Source organism: Paenibacillus sp. USDA918EY, assembly GCF_009870825.1.
GTDB lineage: Bacteria > Bacillota > Bacilli > Paenibacillales > Paenibacillaceae > Paenibacillus_AQ > Paenibacillus_AQ albilobatus.
In genome coordinates, this window is sequence record NZ_WTWY01000002.1 from 425,619 (window position 1) to 440,796 (window position 15,178).

The window sequence follows — 15,178 nt, forward strand, 5'->3', positions numbered from 1 at the left end:
TAAAATAAATGAGACAGATCTGTCTCGTTTGATAATCGTATGATACAGACAGATCTGTCTCATGTCAACAACAAACTTACCTTATTTAGGAACAGGTGATTAGAATGACCAAGAGGGAATCCGCCAAAGAACGGATATTGAAGGTGGCGTCCGATTTATTTTATAGCGAAGGCGTGCGCGCCGTAGGGATCGACCGGATCATTGAAGAATCGGGGGTCGCCAAGGCCAGCTTTTACCGCAACTTTCCGACCAAGGACCATCTGGTCGTGGCCTATTTGGAGCAGCGCTCCAAGATCAGGATGGAAGCCATTGAAGAAGTAAAGCGACAGTTCCCCGGTTCGCCCAAGGAACAGCTCTACGCCCTCCTGGAGGAATTGGTCGAACGGATGAAGAGCTCCCGATTCCGCGGCTGCCCTTTTATGAACGCCATTGTCGAGTTTCCGGATGAAGACCACCCCGGGCACCAGGCAGCCATGACATTCCGCTCCACGTTATGGAAAAACGTTGAGGATATTGCCCGCCAGTCCGGCGCCCGCGATCCGGTCCAGCTCACCAACCAGCTCCAGCTGCTGAAGGACGGTGCCATGATGAGCGCCTACATGGATAAAGGTTATTATCATCCGGACTATTTTCTGAACGCCTGCAAAGTGCTGATCGATCGGCAGTTTGATGAGCACTCCGCGTCCAGCCGGACAGACGAATAACATAGTGCGGCAGCAAAACAATGAAGGGCAAGACCAAGAGCATCCTTTCGCGCTTTTCTCCGGCCTTGCCCTTTTTCATGATATAAGTAAGCATAAGTTTCGAAGCGATTGCTTCTTTATATCTCAAGAAAAATTTCCGCTAGGCGCGGTCTGTCTTCTGTGAAAATACGTCGAAAGACGTTTTTCTTATGCCCTATGCCTTTGCAATGGCAAGCAGATGGGAAGTGACACCCACATACTCCCGGAAGGAGCGAACACGCTCCTGTTCAGTCTGGATTCTGGGGCCGGACGCGGTGATCTTGGAGCCTCCCGAAGCCCGGGAGTGGATAACACGCCGGTTGGAGGCCATGCATCGGCAGTACGCCGAACTAACACCGGAATCGAGATAGGATGACGTTCGTGCAGCCTGCGCTGAAGCAATTCAAATGAATATTCCTGATGTCGGCGTTTCAGTGCAAACCGGCCTTTTGGCCATACCAACAAAGCCAGGCCCATCAAGGACCTGGCTGTATTTTATCCCGGTATGAACTTTCGGCTTGGACAAGAACTATATTTTCGTAATCATCCACGTCACACCGAATGGATCGATGACTTCTCCATAATAAGCACCCCAAGGCTGAAGGGCAAAAGGATACTTGCTTTCCCCGCCTTCGCCCAGCTTGGCATATGCCGCTCTGGCTTCCGATTCATCGTTATAGGTTAAAGAAAGACTGACGCTGCGGTTATACAAAACCGGTTCAAACGCATCGGACAGCATGAGCGAATTCGTTCCCGCCACGGTCAACGCCAAGTGCATCACTTTATCCTTCATCGCCTCGGGGGCTCCGGATGCATCCCCGTATGTGTTCATAAACTGAATTTCCCCGCCGAGAGATTCGATGTAAAAATTCGCCTGGCTTTTTGCATCCTTCGACATCAGATAAGCGTTCATTTGTGCTCCCATTATTTTCAACAACCTTTCGCCTGTTTTTTGTCCTTACATGAATACGACGAATGCATATCGGCGAAATCGACACGGAAGCAAAAATTTTTTCAAAAAAAGTTTTTTATAAAAAAAGACACCCGGCTTTTGGCCAGGTGCCTCATGGGATTGGCGTCAATTCACGCCTTCCCTATTTATTTTCCAGCTTCGCCTGCTCGACTCTCTTCAGCGCCGCATCGTACGTATCGATCAGCTTTTGCACGCCGAGCCCGTTAATTTCCTTCACGTATTGATCCCATTCGCTTAAGTTTCTTGTGCCGAGGACGAATTTCGAGAAATTTTCCTCCCTGTACTTTTTCACGGCCTGCCCGGTAACCGAAAGCACCTCGTTTTCCTCGTCCGTAAACGCCGGTTTCGGCTGCATCGCAGGCGGATCGTATTTGACGGCTTCCTCGTAAGCTTTTTTCAAGTCCGGCGAGAATAAAGACAGATGGGCGTTAAAGTCGATCCATGTGTACGTGCCGCTCGTTTGCAGCCCGGTCTGCTTGCGCATTTCCGTGACGTCGGTAAACTCGGGTTTGAATTTTTTCTGCCCGCTTTCTTCCGTATACGTTTCGCCTTCCTTGCCCCAGCTGCTTAACGTCCGCCCTTCTTCGCTGTAGAAAAAGTCCATGTATTTCATAATGTCGTCTTTATGCTTGGAGGTGGAAGCAACCGTCAATCCGCCCTCCAGGTAGTGGAAATAAGGGTTTTGCGGTTTTTGGCCCGGCAGCCCGGCCGGCGGCGCCATAAATTGCAGGCTGTATTCCGGATTGTCCTTGCGCATGGCGTTGTTGAAAAAGTCGACGCGGCTGATATAGTCGATCGTTATAAACGACTGGCCGGTAGACATGACGTCCTGCCACTGCTTCGTCTGGATCGAGAGGAAATCCGGCGGAATCAGCCCTTCCTTGTAGAAGGTATGCCACATGTCGACCATCGCCTTGTAATTGTCCTCCGTCGGGCCGAACTTCCATTTTTCCTCGTCAAAATTGTAATAAACGTCCGTGCCGCTGCCGAAGTTGGTCGTCAAATTCGCCATCATTTCATCCGGGATTTGACCGAAACGCATGGAAAGCGGATAGCTCTTCGGATAAAGCTCCTTCAGCTTTTTGAGGACTTGATGCAGCTCCTCATACGTTGTGGGAACGGACAGGTTATTCTTTTTGAAAATATCTTCGCGGTACAGCCAAATCATCCGGTTCGTTTCCCCGAAGCCTTGGTTCGGGAACATATACATTTTGCCGTCGGCGGACAGCGCCGCTTTCGCTTCTTCCGGATATTGCTCCATCCATTTTTTCAGGTTGGGCATCTGGTCGACATGGTCCAAAATGTTCTCTAGGGCCCCCTGATCGCCATATTTGTTGGAGTCGCGGCGGCTCGACATATACATCAGGTCCGGCAGGTTGCCCGAAGCCATCACCAGGTTGAGCGTATCGCTCAGCTTGCCTGACGGCGTTTCGACGTTTAACGTCACGCCCGTCTTTTCCTTGATCCACTTCCAAATCGGCCAATCCTTGCTGTACGGAAAGGTTGCGTTGTTATCCAGAAGCGCCGAGAGCGTGACCTCGCTTTTCGGCGTCGCCGCAGGTTCGGTCCCGCCTTTCGGTTCCGCGGCCGGAGCTTCTTTTCCCGTGCCTGAAGAGCAGCCTGCCGCCGCGAGCATCAATACAAGCAGTGCCGCCAAAATCGCATACGTCCGTTTTTTACCCATGTACATCCCCCTTGATTTTATGTTGAAAGCAAAATCAATGATGTCAGCCTTTCACCGCGCCGATCATGGAACCCTTTACAAAATATTTCTGGACAAAAGGATACAGGATCAAAATCGGCAGCGTCGATACCATGATCGTGGCGTATTTGAGCGAATCCTCGACCACCAGATTATCCCCGCCGATCTGCGTGACCTGCCCGGAGCTGACGCTGCCGGCAAGGACGAGATTGCGCAGCAGAACCTGAAGCGGAAACAGCTCCTGGCTCCGCAAGTAAAGCAGCGGGTACAAAAAGTTATTCCAGATGCCAACGGCGTAAAACAGCGAAATGGTGGCAAACACCGGTTTGGACAGCGGCACGATGATCCGGAAAAAGATCCCGATGTCGTTCAGTCCGTCCATCCGCCCCGATTCTTCCAGCTCTTTCGGAATGCCGCTGAAAAACGTCCGCATCAGGATCAAATTCCAGGTGCTGACCGCGCCGGGCAACACCATACCCCAGATGGTGTCCACCAATCCCAGCGAACGCACGACCAGAAACGTCGGAATCATGCCGCCGCCGAAAAACATCGTAAACACGATTAAAACCGTAAAACCTTTATGAAACGTCATGTCCTTGCGCGACAGGGCGTACGCCCCCATCGAAGTCACCAGCATGGCAATCGCCGTGCCGAGCACCGTATAAAGAATCGTATTCCGGTACGACGTCCAAATTTTCGGATCGCCAAGGACCAGCTCATACATCTTAAAATTCAGGCCTTTGGGCCAGAGCGTGATTTCGCCTTTCATCACGTATACGTCTTCGCTCAGCGATACCGCAAGCATATACACAAAAGGATACAGCATCACGGCGGCAACCAGCAGCATGATGAGCGTATTGACGACCGTGAAGACGCTGATGCGGCGCCGGCCGCTCCCTAAAGTTACCATAAGCTCGTTCCCCCCAACCGCCGGCTGATGTAATTGGCCGAAAAGATAAAAACAAAGCTGATAACGCCCATAAACAAATCAATCGCCGAGGCGTAGCTGAAATTGCCCTGCTCCATGCCGACCCGGTACACATAGGTGCTGATAATGTCGGCTGTGCTGTAGACGGCGGGATTGTACATCAGGAACACCTTTTCGAACCCGATTTCCAGCACCTTGCCGATGTCCAGGATCAAAATGATCATAATTGTCGGCGCGATCCCCGGCAGGGTTACATGCCAAAGTTTTCTCCACCTGCCCGCGCCGTCGATGCCGGCCGCCTCGTACAGCTGCGGGTCCACCGCCGTCAGCGCCGCCAGAAAAATAATCGTCTCCCAGCCGATATGCTGCCAAATCTCCGACAGGACGTAAATCGGCCGGAACAGCCCCGGCTCCATCATGAAATTGATCGGCGTCCCGCCAAGCGCGGTAATGGCATGATTGACGATGCCTCCCGTCGGCGACAGGAACATGATGACCATGCTGGCTACGATGACGTTGGAAATAAAATGCGGCAAATAGCTGAACGTCTGCACCCATCGTTTGAATATGGCGTTGCGGACCTCGTTCATCAGCAGCGCGAGAATGATCGGCGCCGGAAAACCGAAAATCAGTTTGTAAAGTCCCAGCAAAAACGTGTTCTTCATCAAAACCCAAAAGTCCGGGTTGCCGAAAAACATGCGGTAATACTTCAAGCCGACCCAATCGCTCGCCCAGATGCCCTTAAAAACATTATAGTTTTTGAACGTGATGACCAGCCCGAACATCGGAGCGTATTTGAATATTAAGTAATAGATCAGGCAGGGCAAAAACAGCAGCCATAAATATTTGCTCCGCCGGAATGCCCTCGCGATTCGCCCCCTTTCCGGGTGGGCGCGGGAACGTCCTTTTAACGCTGCACCGGTTCCCGGCAAATTCGTTTCCGCTGTTTTCATGTCCCTTCCGCACCCCCTTTTCGCCAAGTCGTTTTTCTTTTTGCCTTCCTGTACCGACAGCATAACGGATTCCCCTTCGGAAAATAAATCGGCAAGTTTGCGGCGCCATCCCCTTTTTTTCGGGTGAGTGGAAAGGTTGTAGAGAATCCTGAAAAGGTGAATATTGTGTGAACGCGAAAATAAACCTTATGATAAAGTCACTGTAGGCCGATAAGTTTCATTCACCCTTCGAGCCGAGCCTACACTTGCATGGAGGTGTCGACCTGATGTCGTTTGTTCTGATGAAAAGAAGGTTTGGCTTTTCCACCTTGTTCACCAAGCTGCTGTCCGGTTTTCTTGCGGTCATTCTGCTGCTCACCGCCTTCAATCTCGTTTCCTTTTTTTATTTGAAAGGGCAAATCCACAAAGAGATCGTGAAATATAATGAACTGGCCATGAACCATGCGGCGCTCGGCTACGAAAACCAGTTTCGTTTGACCCGGGAGATGGTGCTGGGCCTGAGCCAAAATCCGCAATGGATGACGTACGTGAACCAGCTGCGCCAGGTCAAGCGCAATCAGGCATACGGCTACGTGAACGACGTGATCGGGGAAATGAAGCGGCTGTACGCGAATCCCTTTTTGGGGATGGACAATTTGATCATTTATTTTCAGAAGGACGCCTATGTCGTCGAAAAGGACGGGACGAGCAGCGCAAAAGCGATGTTCGGCACGTATTACGCCAGCCCGGCGTATCCGCCGGCTTTTTGGGATGGACAGTTCGGCCAGCGTTACGCGTTCCGCGTATTTCCCGCGGCGCCGTTTACGGAAAACACGGCCGGATCGGTTCGCTCCAAAGGCAAACTCATGCCCGTCGTCATTAAAATGATGCCTTACAAGGATATGTATTTGATCGCCATGCTGGACGCGGAACGGCTTGCCCAAAATCTGCAATCCACCATGAGCGGCAGCTTTTATATTTTGGATTCGGAAGGGCGCCCGCTTTATTCGCCTGAAACCGGACCCGACGCAGGCACGCTGCCTGCGCTTCATTCGTTCGACGGACAACGGTCATTCGTGCAGTTGAAAGACGCTTATTATTTTTATCAGAAGGGAGCGGACACGGGATTTATGTACGTCAGCCGCGTGCCCGTTCAAAGCATCTCCGCCCAGCTGCTGAACCTGAATCTCGTGCTGCTTTCGCTTCTCGCCATTGTCGGCGTGCTGATCATTCTTACTTATGCGTTCAGCCGCAAGGTGCATCGTCCGATCCGCATCATGGCGGACACCCTTCGCGCCGACGAACCGGAACCGGTGCAGGGACCGGTCAGGGAAATTGAGCTGATCAGCAGGAGAGTCCAGCATTTGCGCTCCACCCATCAGCGGATTTCCAGCGACTTGGCCCGAAAAAATTCGCTGCTCCGCCATTACGCCTATACCAACCGCCTGAAAAACATCCACATGAACCTTAGCGAACTGAAAGAACTGGCGGATGTCAGCATGCCGTATGTCATGGTCGCGTATCAGATCATTTTTAAGGAAGCCAGCGCCGAATATCCTTTGGTGCAGGAAAAAGGGGCCTATTACATGCGGGAATACGTCGACCAGATTTGGCGGCAGGTGTATCCGGACTCCGTCACGCTCCAAACCGAACCCTGCCAGATTTTGTCCATCGTTTTCCTTCCCGATGAAAACGCGGAAACCTCGGCGCAGCTTCGGCATCTGCAGCAGGTATTCGACCGGGATCGGAGCTCCTACCTCGTCACGATGGCGGAAAGCCCGGTGCAGCCTGCGGGGGCTTCTTTTACGGACGCGCTCGCCTGCGTGACCGGCATGCTGAAACAGCGGAAGCTGCTGGATCAGACCCAGTGGATTCGGCCGGGTCACGCCGCACCCGTCAAGGAAACCCGCTGCTTCAAAGCGACGTGGGAGCAGGAGCTCCACAACCGGCTGCTGAGCGGCAGCGAGGACAGCATGCGGGAGTGGATCGCGAAAAGCCTGGGCGTGCTCGAGAAAAAACAGGCGGCGGCCATCGAATACCGGCGATTCGCCAAAGACGTGGCCGATGAGCTCGACAAGCTGCTGCGCAGCTTGAACCTGCATGCGGAATTTGAGGCGGCGGCGGTGCCAATGCTGGAATCGACGCTGCATTTCTACAGCCCGGGACAATATGAAGCCTGGTTCGGCAGCCTGCTCAGCCCGGCGCTGGAATTGATCCGGCGCAAAACGGAAAACCACGACCCGATTACGTCCTTCGTCATGACCTATATCAATGAGCATCTGGACGAGGACATCAACCTGGATATGATGGCCGACAAGCTGAACATTACTTCCGGCTACCTGTCCACTTATTTCAAGGAAAAAACCGGGCTCAATTTCAGCGATTATTTGAACGATCAACGCATCCGCGCGGCCAAGGACATGCTGCAAAACCTCGATTTGCGCATCCAGGACGTCGCCGCCCGGGTCGGCTACCACAACGTCAATTCGTTTATCCGCATGTTCAAACGGCATGCCGGCATGACGCCGGGGGAATTCCGGAAGAAATATGCCTCTTAATGAGCATGTTTCGTTCAGGTCCGGGCCACCACCGGATTAAACCATGTACTTGAATTTGCGTAAGTCCGGGAAGACGGGCGGCAGCTTGCGCCGCTGCGTCTTTTGGCTAGGTGCGCGATATGCTGTCGCGAAGAATCCAGAAAAGAAATAGCGGCCAAGAACAAGCGTCTTGGCCGCTATTTTGCGTTCAATTCCGTCGTATTGGATTGAAAATAGTTACGGTCTCCCGTCGGTACGGCCTATGGGCCGTTTCCATATCACTCCGCCTCGCATGCGCGCCGAAACATCCGCTTCCCTTGCTTATATGTCTCTTGAATCCGGATTTGTCCTGCTTCCAGCGTAAACACGGCCAGATCCGCCGGAGCTCCCGGCTGAAGCCCGGCGTCTGCCTCAAGCTTCATCAGCTTGGAAGGCGCGGTCGAGGCCATGTCCCAAGCCTCCCCGAGGCTGCATATGCCGCAGGATTGCATATGCGCGATGCCGGCCGTCAGCGGCAGCGCCGATCCGGCCAGCAGCGCCGGCTGGCCGGCAAGATGCAGCCGCCCCTGTTCGGTTAGCGTGACATGACCGCCGACGGGGGTATCGTAGTTCCCGGGCGGCATGCCGCCAAGGCTGACGGCGTCGCTGACGAGAATCAGCCGGTCTCCTTTTACCTTGCGGGCGACCTTCAAGAAGGCGGCCGGAAGGTGGAAGCCGTCGGCGATGACGCTGGCCCACAGCCGTTCATCCGCCAACTGATCCCAAATGTAGTTGGGATGGCGCGGCAGTACCGGATGGGCGCCGTTGCCGAGGTGCGTGGACAAGCCGGCCCCCGCCGCGGCAGCACGCCCGATTTGATCGGCGGAGGCGGCGGTATGCCCGATCGCCGCCACGATGCCTAGCTCCGCGCAGCGGGCGATAAAAGCTTCGGCTTCCGGCCATTCCGGCGACAGCGTGACGATCCGGATGCGCCCGCCCGCCGCCTGCTGCCACGCTTCGAGCCGCTTCAGGTCGGGCGCCTTGACGAAGGCCCGGTTATGGGCGCCGCGCGGGCCGTCTTCGGGCGAGATAAACGGGCCTTCCAGATGAATGCCCGCAATGCTGTGCATTCCGCCCGGGCCGCCCTCCTGCTCAAGGCGGGAGCAGACCCGATGAATAACGGCAAGCGCCCGTTCCATCGACTCGTCGGAGCCCGTTATGACCGTCGGATAAAACGAGGTGACGCCTTCCGCCCATAACCGGTCGATCAGTGCGGTCACCGTCTCCTCCGTCAGGTCGGGCGCATTCATGTCCAATCCGCCGTAGCCGTTGATCTGCAGATCGACAAGCCCCGGGGCGATCCATGAAAGCGTTTCGGCATCCGGCAGGTTGACTCCGTTTAACTCGCGATCCGCTGCGTCAATGCTTCTGCATTCCGCGATAACCCCTTCCTGAACGCGAACTGCTATCGGCTCCCCTGTACGGTAATGCCTTCCCAGCAGTTCGAAACCGGACGCCTCCCTGTTTGATCTGTCCATCCATGCACCGTCTCCTTGCTTCATGAATCTTGAGGAAATGATAGAATAAGTCCCTGTCGTTTTTGGCAACACAGCTTTCTTTCCGTCCTTCGCACAAAAACCGCGGTTCTCTATTCGTCCGGAGAGGAATCCCGGTCGAGGTACATCCGGCAATCGGCATGCGTTCTCAGGATCGAAGCCGGACAAGCCGTCGTGATCGGCCCTTCCAGCGTGCCCCGTACCGCGCGGCGTTTGGCGGCTCCGGGCACGATGCAAAACAGCTGGCCGGCCGACATCAGCGCCGGAACGGTTAACGTCATCGCGTACTCCGGCACGTCCTCGAATTTAGCAAAACACCCGTCGTGAACCTGCTGCTCCCGGCACAGATCATCGAGTTTGACCCGTTTTACAAGCTCGGGATCGTTAAAATCGGCCACCGGCGGGTCGTTGAAAGCAATATGGCCGTTTTCGCCGATGCCGAGGCAGACGATATCCAGAGGCGCTTCCCGCAGCAGCGCAGCATATCTGGCGCATTCCTGCGCAGGTTCGGCGGTGCTGTCGAGCAGATGAACCTTTCCCGGACGAACCCGGCTAAACAGCTTTGTCGTCAGGAAATGGCTGAACCGCTGCGGCGCATCCGTAGACAGCCCGATGTATTCATCCATATGAAAGGCTGTTACCCGCGCCCAGTCGATGCCTTCCGCCGCTGCGAGCGCCTCAAGAAACTCGTTCTGGGAAGGCGCGGCCGCGAACACGATCCGCACGGTTCCCTGCGTATTCAGCTTTTGGCGGATCGCCTCGGCCGCTTCCGCGGCGGCGGCTTTGCCCATATCGTCCCGGCCGGCGTACTGCCGCACGCGCAAACGATCCGCCGTCCATGCTCTTTCAGCCAACGGAGTGGTACTCATCGTGCATCCCTCCTCTCTTCATCGTCGCTTTCCGTGGCAGGCAGTCCGGCATTAAATTACGCTCTGCCCTGGCTGCCGCAGCAAGCCGAGGAAACTTTCCAAACATTCCGCCGTCGCTTCTTCTCCGCCGGCGGAGAAAGCGTACCCCGAAGGGCGCTTCAGCTGCTCTTCGCTCAGCTCGGAAGTAAGCCTGTAATGCGTTTCGACGACCAGCCAGCCGTCGTATTCGTCTTCCGCCAGCCTGGCTAGCAGCCGGTCATACCCGACCTCGCCCCTGCCGATGGCAACGGCTTCGGTTTTGCCGTTCTCCCGCACGGCATCCTTGAGATGGATGTGACAAATATGGTCCTGCAGCGCTTCGTATCCGTCCGGATAAGGCGTTTCGCCATCCGGGTCCCACAAATCGTTGCCCGGATCGTACAACGCCCGAATCCAAGGGGACGACACCTCGCGTACAAGGGCCGCCACCTTGGCTCCGTTTGTCGCATACACGGAAGGATCGGCTTCCAAGGCAAACTGAACCCCGAATTCCTCCATCACCGGGACGGTCTGCCGGAGCTCCCGCACGATGCCCGGAAACGCCGTGCCAAAATCGTCCCGGTTCGCCCAGAAGGAGAATCCCCGGAGAATCCCCGTATCGAACTTCCGCGCCAGTTCCGCGTATCGGCGGAGCATGCGGTGATGCGCGGCAACCTCCTCCTTGTTATGCAAATTGCATTTAAATACCGGCGTGGACAAGCCGCACACACTTAAGCCTGCATCGCGGATCTTGGCGGCGATCTCCTCCAGCCTCCGATCGCCGATCCGGTGCAGCTGCTTGCCGTCGACCGAGCGCAGTTCCAATCCGTCCAAACCGTACCGCTTCGCCACGCGAATCGCATCCTCGATTGTCTGCGAAATTTCATCCGTAATCACTCCGAGCCTGAATTTCGCCATCATTCATCGCCCCCTTTCTTTTTCCGCGGGCCCGCCTTCCTATCAACGCCCGCCTTTTTCAAGATATAATCGGCCGGGCAGGTCGTCACCGCCCGCGTATTTACATGCGTTCGATTCTATTTTTCCCGTGACGCGAACGAGCCGCGCAGCCGAACCGGAGCGCCCGTCGCCCGGCTTTCGTTTGCCGCTTCCAGAAAGGCGATCACCTCGATCGTTTCTTCGATATCAAGCGGCGGCGTTTTCGTGCGGAACATGCGGATGACCTCCTCCAGCATGCTGGCGAAATAAGGCTTCTCCTGGGCATAAATATCGACGTATTCGGTCCCCTGCTCGCGGTGGAGCAGCGCTCCGAAGCGCCGATTCCCTTTCCGATTGCCGCGGATCGTGCCGATCCGGCCGTCGGCCCAGACGCCGACCGCCAGGTCATGATCTTCATTCGCTGTCACCCGCACCTCTGTACATCCCGGGCCCATGCAGCGGTACAGCATATCCGCCATATGAATGCCGTACCAGAAAAAGCCCGGCTGGGTGGGCTGCAGCTCCATCGGCCCGCAGCAATCCGCGCCGATGATTCCGCCTTGATCGCCTGCGCGAACGGCCGCATCCAAATTTTCCGCCCAACGGACGGAAGAGCAGCTCATGAGCGGCACCCGATGCTTGCGGGCAAGATCCGCCATAGCGCGCGCATCCCCACTGTTAACGGCAAAAGGTTTGTCGATAAAGACCGGCTTCCCGTACGGGGCCACCGCCGCGAACTGTTCCGCGTGAATCCGCCCATCGACGGTCAGCAGCAGGATCGCATCCGCTTCTTCGGCAACCTCCTTAATGCTGCCGACCGTGCGCACGCCAAAATCGTCCTCGATTTTGGCGGTAAAACCCGCCACCCGATCGATGCTTAGCGGAAAATCGGGCGATCCTCCCGGAAAAGCGACGGTTGCCCGCGCTCCCGGAACATGGTAGGGATGCGCAGGATCATTGAGCATTTCCGCAAATAAAGGGGCATGAGAGGTATCCAGGCCAATCATGCCGATGTTCAAAACCTTTGAATCCATGCTTATACCCCTCCAGGCTGTAGTCTCACTTCCCTGCCGGTTCGGGCGGATTCGTAAATGGCCAAAATCAAGTCGACCGATTTCCGCGCCTCTTCCCCGGATATGAGCGGCTCCCGGTTCTCCTTCACCGCCTTGATCAAATCGTCGATCAAAATATAATGCCCGTCGGCCGAAATCGCGCGCGGGTCGTCGGTGCCGTCGGCCGTTCCTTTTTGCGTGCCGATCGGCGCCGCCTCGCCATCCACCGTTTTCCACACTTTGAAGCCGCTGTCCCCGTACACGATCGAGCCGTGTTCCCCGTGAATTTCAAACCGGGCTTCCTGGCCCGGATTAACGGTTGTGGCTCCTTGGATAACTCCATAGGCTCCGTTTGCATATTTCAGCACGGCCACGGCGGTATCTTCCACCTCGATGTCATGAATCAGCGGCGAAGCGTAAGCAAACACGCTTTCCACGTCGCCCATCATCCACCGGATAATGTCCACGCCGTGAACGCCCTGGTTCATCAGCGCCCCTCCTCCGTCCAGCGCCCATGTTCCGCGCCAGCCTGCGCTTTTGTAATATTCCCGGCTGCGGAAATATTTCAGGTAGGCGTCCCCCAGCACGAGTTTGCCCAGTTTGCCTTCTTCAATCGCCTTTTTCGTCAGGAGCGCCTCCTGCGTCGTCCGTTTCTGGAACACGGTTGCGAGCTTGACCCCGTTCGTGCGGCAAGCTTCGATCATCTCATCCATATCCTTCGCCGTAATGCCCAGCGGCTTTTCGCAAAACACATGCTTACCTGCACGTGCCGCCGCCACGGTGATGTCGCGGTGCAGCCCGCTCGGCACGCATACGCAGACCGCGTCAACCTCCCCTCCCTGCAGCAGCTGCTCCATGTTTCTGAATGTCGGCGGCGATCCGAATTCCTTCGCTAACGCTTCGGCTTTTTCCTGCACTTCATCCACGATGGCCGTCAGCTCGGCCTCCGGATGATTGATAATCGCACGCGCATGGAGCGGGGAAATGACGCCCGCGCCGACAATGGCAAACCTCATCTTTTTCGTCATTGCGACCTCCTTATTCGGTGAGTGCACCATGGACTTTCATCCCCATTCTAAAAACCGGCACCCCGGCTGCCAATCCTCCGTTGTTCCGCTTTGCCCACACCTTTGGCGTCAGCCGCAAAATGGAAGATGAATCTGCAGAAGTGCATATTCAGATATATATGAGGCTTGCCCCCGCGTTTTTCGCAAAAAAAAAAGAAGATGCGTCATGCATCCTCTATTTTCCGAGAGTTTAGGCCTGCTTCCTGTTCGGCTCTTCCGTTTGCTCCTGAACATTCCACCTTGCGGCCCAACGCTCCATTTCCTGCAGCGCCGTTTTGAAGTCCATGCCCTTTTCCGTCAGCGAATATTCCACGGTCACGGGCACCGTCGGAAACACCTTGCGCGAGACGATTCCGCTTTGCTCCAAATGACGAAGCGCATTCGACAACGACTGCGTTTTGACGATGGCCAAATCCCGGCTGAGCTGGTTGAACCTTTTCGGCCCCTTGGACAACTCCGCGATCACCAGGAAAGCCCACTTCGCCCCCAAAATCTGCAGCACCGAGCAAATATTCGAAAAATCGCCCGCGTCACCGGGGTTATTCCGTTCCATGCGCGAACCCTCCCTTACCTTTTGTAAGTTAGTCCAAAGAATTGGATAATATCCAAATGTTTTGCCTTCTTACGAAAAGAATGTATTGTCATTATAATGCAATCGAGAGCTCTCTTACACCCGTGAAAGGAATGATTTTGATGAACCGTCTGTTTATATATATGCTGACGCTCGGCGTGTTTCTCACCGCCACCTCCGAACTTGTCGTGTCGGGAATTTTGTATGTCATCGCTTCCGATCTCCGCATTTCGATTGCGCTCGCGGGCCAGCTGGTTACCGCATATTCGCTTGCTTTTGCCGCCCTAACGCCCGTCATCGTCTTTTTAACGTCCCGCTGGGAACGCAAAAACGTGCTGCTCCTTTCGCTAGCCCTTTTTATGCTGGGAAGCGTTGCTTCCATCGTTCCTCATTTCGGCGTCGTTTTGGCCTCCCGGGTGCTGCTCGGCATCGGCTCGGGCGTTTATCTGGTCACCGCTTTTGCGGCCGCGGCCAAATTATCCCCTCCCGATAAAGTCGGCGCCGCTATCGGCACCATTGTGCTCGGGTTCAGCTCTGCAATGATTTTGGGCGTTCCGATCGGGATCGCCATCACCAAATGGCTGAACTGGCAGTCCATTTTCGCCATTCTTGGCATTCTCAGCTTGGTTATGGGACTTATCATCCTCCGGTTTCTTCCCCGTATCTCCGGCGACGAACCCGCTTCGTTCAGGCAGCAGTTTAAGGTGCTGGGCTCCGGCGTTATCGCCAGCCTGCTGCTGCTCAGCTTCTTCCGCGAATCCGGGAATTCGGTCCTGCTGACGTATTTGACGACGTTCATGAACGATTTGCTCTATTTGAACGCAAGCACGATCGGCCTGCTGATGCTCGGCCTGGGACTGGTCGGCGCCGTCGCGGCCCGCCTGGGCGGCTCCGGTGCCGACCGTATCGGAGCCAAGCGCATCCTGATCGCCACCTTAACCGTGCATGTGGCGGCGCTTCTTCTGCTCCCCTTGTTTACAGGCATGCTTGCCGTAGAAATCGTCCTGATCGGACTCATCATGTTTTCGATGTTTATGGGCGGGCCCGCCCTGCAAACCCACTTTATCAAACAGGCTCCCGGGTCCTCCAGCCTCGTTCTCAGCCTGAACACGTCGATGATCCATTTGGGCCTCGCGGCCGGGGCCGGTTCAGGCGGCATGCTGATCGAACGAACATCCACCGTATTGTATAATCCGTGGCTTGCGGGAATCGTCGTCGCGCTCGGGCTTGGGACTGCCGTCTTCCGCTTTGCGCTTGGAAAACGGCGTGCCGCCCAAAGCGCGTGAAATGCCCCGGCAAGCCAGCGAATCCCCGATGTTATCTTCTAAACGAAAGA

At 55.5% G+C, this 15,178-nt stretch carries 14 protein-coding genes; 4 read left to right on the forward strand and 10 right to left on the reverse strand.

Going from position 1 to position 15,178, the window contains the following annotated elements; translation table 11 throughout:
• Positions 1 to 104 precede the first annotated feature (104 nt).
• On the forward strand, positions 105 to 704 hold the full coding sequence (locus GQY55_RS06210) for a TetR/AcrR family transcriptional regulator (protein WP_160039256.1): 600 nt from the start codon (positions 105 to 107) through the stop codon (positions 702 to 704).
• A 547-nt stretch (positions 705 to 1,251) separates the two neighbouring features.
• Here GQY55_RS06210 and GQY55_RS06215 read toward each other — a convergent pair.
• The 4 genes from GQY55_RS06215 to GQY55_RS06230 all read right to left on the reverse strand — a co-directional run bounded on the left by GQY55_RS06215 (position 1,252) and on the right by GQY55_RS06230 (position 5,341).
• The gene (locus GQY55_RS06215) at positions 1,252 to 1,647 is read right to left on the reverse strand and encodes a VOC family protein (RefSeq protein WP_160039258.1); all 396 of its coding nucleotides are present in this window, start codon (positions 1,645 to 1,647) and stop codon (positions 1,252 to 1,254) included.
• Between the two features lie 169 nt (positions 1,648 to 1,816).
• Positions 1,817 to 3,379 carry an extracellular solute-binding protein gene (locus GQY55_RS06220; protein WP_160039260.1) on the reverse strand — a complete coding sequence of 521 codons (1,563 nt, stop codon included), beginning with the start codon at positions 3,377 to 3,379 and terminating at the stop codon, positions 1,817 to 1,819.
• Between the two features lie 43 nt (positions 3,380 to 3,422).
• On the reverse strand, positions 3,423 to 4,307 hold the full coding sequence (locus GQY55_RS06225; protein ID WP_160039262.1) for a carbohydrate ABC transporter permease: 885 nt from the start codon (positions 4,305 to 4,307) through the stop codon (positions 3,423 to 3,425).
• Positions 4,301 to 5,341, reverse strand: a complete 1,041-nt coding sequence (locus tag GQY55_RS06230) for an ABC transporter permease (protein ID WP_236575448.1) — start codon at positions 5,339 to 5,341, stop codon at positions 4,301 to 4,303. Before GQY55_RS06230 ends, GQY55_RS06225 begins: the two co-directional genes overlap by 7 nt.
• 218 nt (positions 5,342 to 5,559) lie before the next feature.
• On the opposite strand from GQY55_RS06230, the gene GQY55_RS06235 reads away from it, so the two are divergent.
• Positions 5,560 to 7,815, forward strand: coding sequence for a helix-turn-helix domain-containing protein (locus tag GQY55_RS06235; protein WP_236575449.1), 2,256 nt, complete (start codon positions 5,560 to 5,562; stop codon positions 7,813 to 7,815).
• A gap of 257 nt (positions 7,816 to 8,072) precedes the next feature.
• Here GQY55_RS06235 and GQY55_RS06240 read toward each other — a convergent pair whose 3' ends face one another.
• The 5 genes from GQY55_RS06240 to GQY55_RS06260 form a co-directional block, all read right to left on the reverse strand.
• Positions 8,073 to 9,311 (reverse strand): N-acetylglucosamine-6-phosphate deacetylase, encoded by a 1,239-nt coding sequence (locus tag GQY55_RS06240; protein ID WP_160039267.1) that lies wholly within the window; start codon positions 9,309 to 9,311, stop codon positions 8,073 to 8,075.
• Positions 9,312 to 9,421: 110 nt separating this feature from the next.
• Positions 9,422 to 10,198, reverse strand: coding sequence for a glucosamine-6-phosphate deaminase (locus GQY55_RS06245; protein ID WP_201452101.1), 777 nt, complete (start codon positions 10,196 to 10,198; stop codon positions 9,422 to 9,424).
• A 51-nt stretch (positions 10,199 to 10,249) separates the two neighbouring features.
• Positions 10,250 to 11,134, reverse strand: a complete 885-nt coding sequence (locus tag GQY55_RS06250; protein WP_212958122.1) for a sugar phosphate isomerase/epimerase family protein — start codon at positions 11,132 to 11,134, stop codon at positions 10,250 to 10,252.
• A gap of 116 nt (positions 11,135 to 11,250) precedes the next feature.
• Positions 11,251 to 12,186, reverse strand: coding sequence for a Gfo/Idh/MocA family protein (locus tag GQY55_RS06255; protein ID WP_160039271.1), 936 nt, complete (start codon positions 12,184 to 12,186; stop codon positions 11,251 to 11,253).
• Between the two features lie 2 nt (positions 12,187 to 12,188).
• A complete protein-coding gene (locus tag GQY55_RS06260) occupies positions 12,189 to 13,232 on the reverse strand; it encodes a Gfo/Idh/MocA family protein (RefSeq protein ID WP_160039273.1) in 1,044 nt (347 codons plus the stop codon).
• A gap of 17 nt (positions 13,233 to 13,249) precedes the next feature.
• Here GQY55_RS06260 and GQY55_RS31250 point away from each other — a divergent pair, with 17 nt between their 5' ends.
• A complete protein-coding gene (locus GQY55_RS31250; RefSeq protein WP_236575450.1) occupies positions 13,250 to 13,465 on the forward strand; it encodes a hypothetical protein in 216 nt (71 codons plus the stop codon).
• On the opposite strand, the gene GQY55_RS06265 is transcribed toward GQY55_RS31250, so the two are convergent.
• Positions 13,462 to 13,824: a winged helix-turn-helix transcriptional regulator gene (locus GQY55_RS06265; protein WP_160039275.1), complete on the reverse strand. Its 363-nt coding sequence runs from the start codon at positions 13,822 to 13,824 to the stop codon at positions 13,462 to 13,464. The two genes, GQY55_RS31250 and GQY55_RS06265, sit on opposite strands and share 4 nt — an antisense overlap.
• Before the next feature lie 140 nt (positions 13,825 to 13,964).
• On the opposite strand from GQY55_RS06265, the gene GQY55_RS06270 reads away from it, so the two are divergent.
• Positions 13,965 to 15,128, forward strand: coding sequence for an MFS transporter (locus GQY55_RS06270; protein WP_160039277.1), 1,164 nt, complete (start codon positions 13,965 to 13,967; stop codon positions 15,126 to 15,128).
• The last annotated feature ends 50 nt before the right edge of the window (positions 15,129 to 15,178 follow it).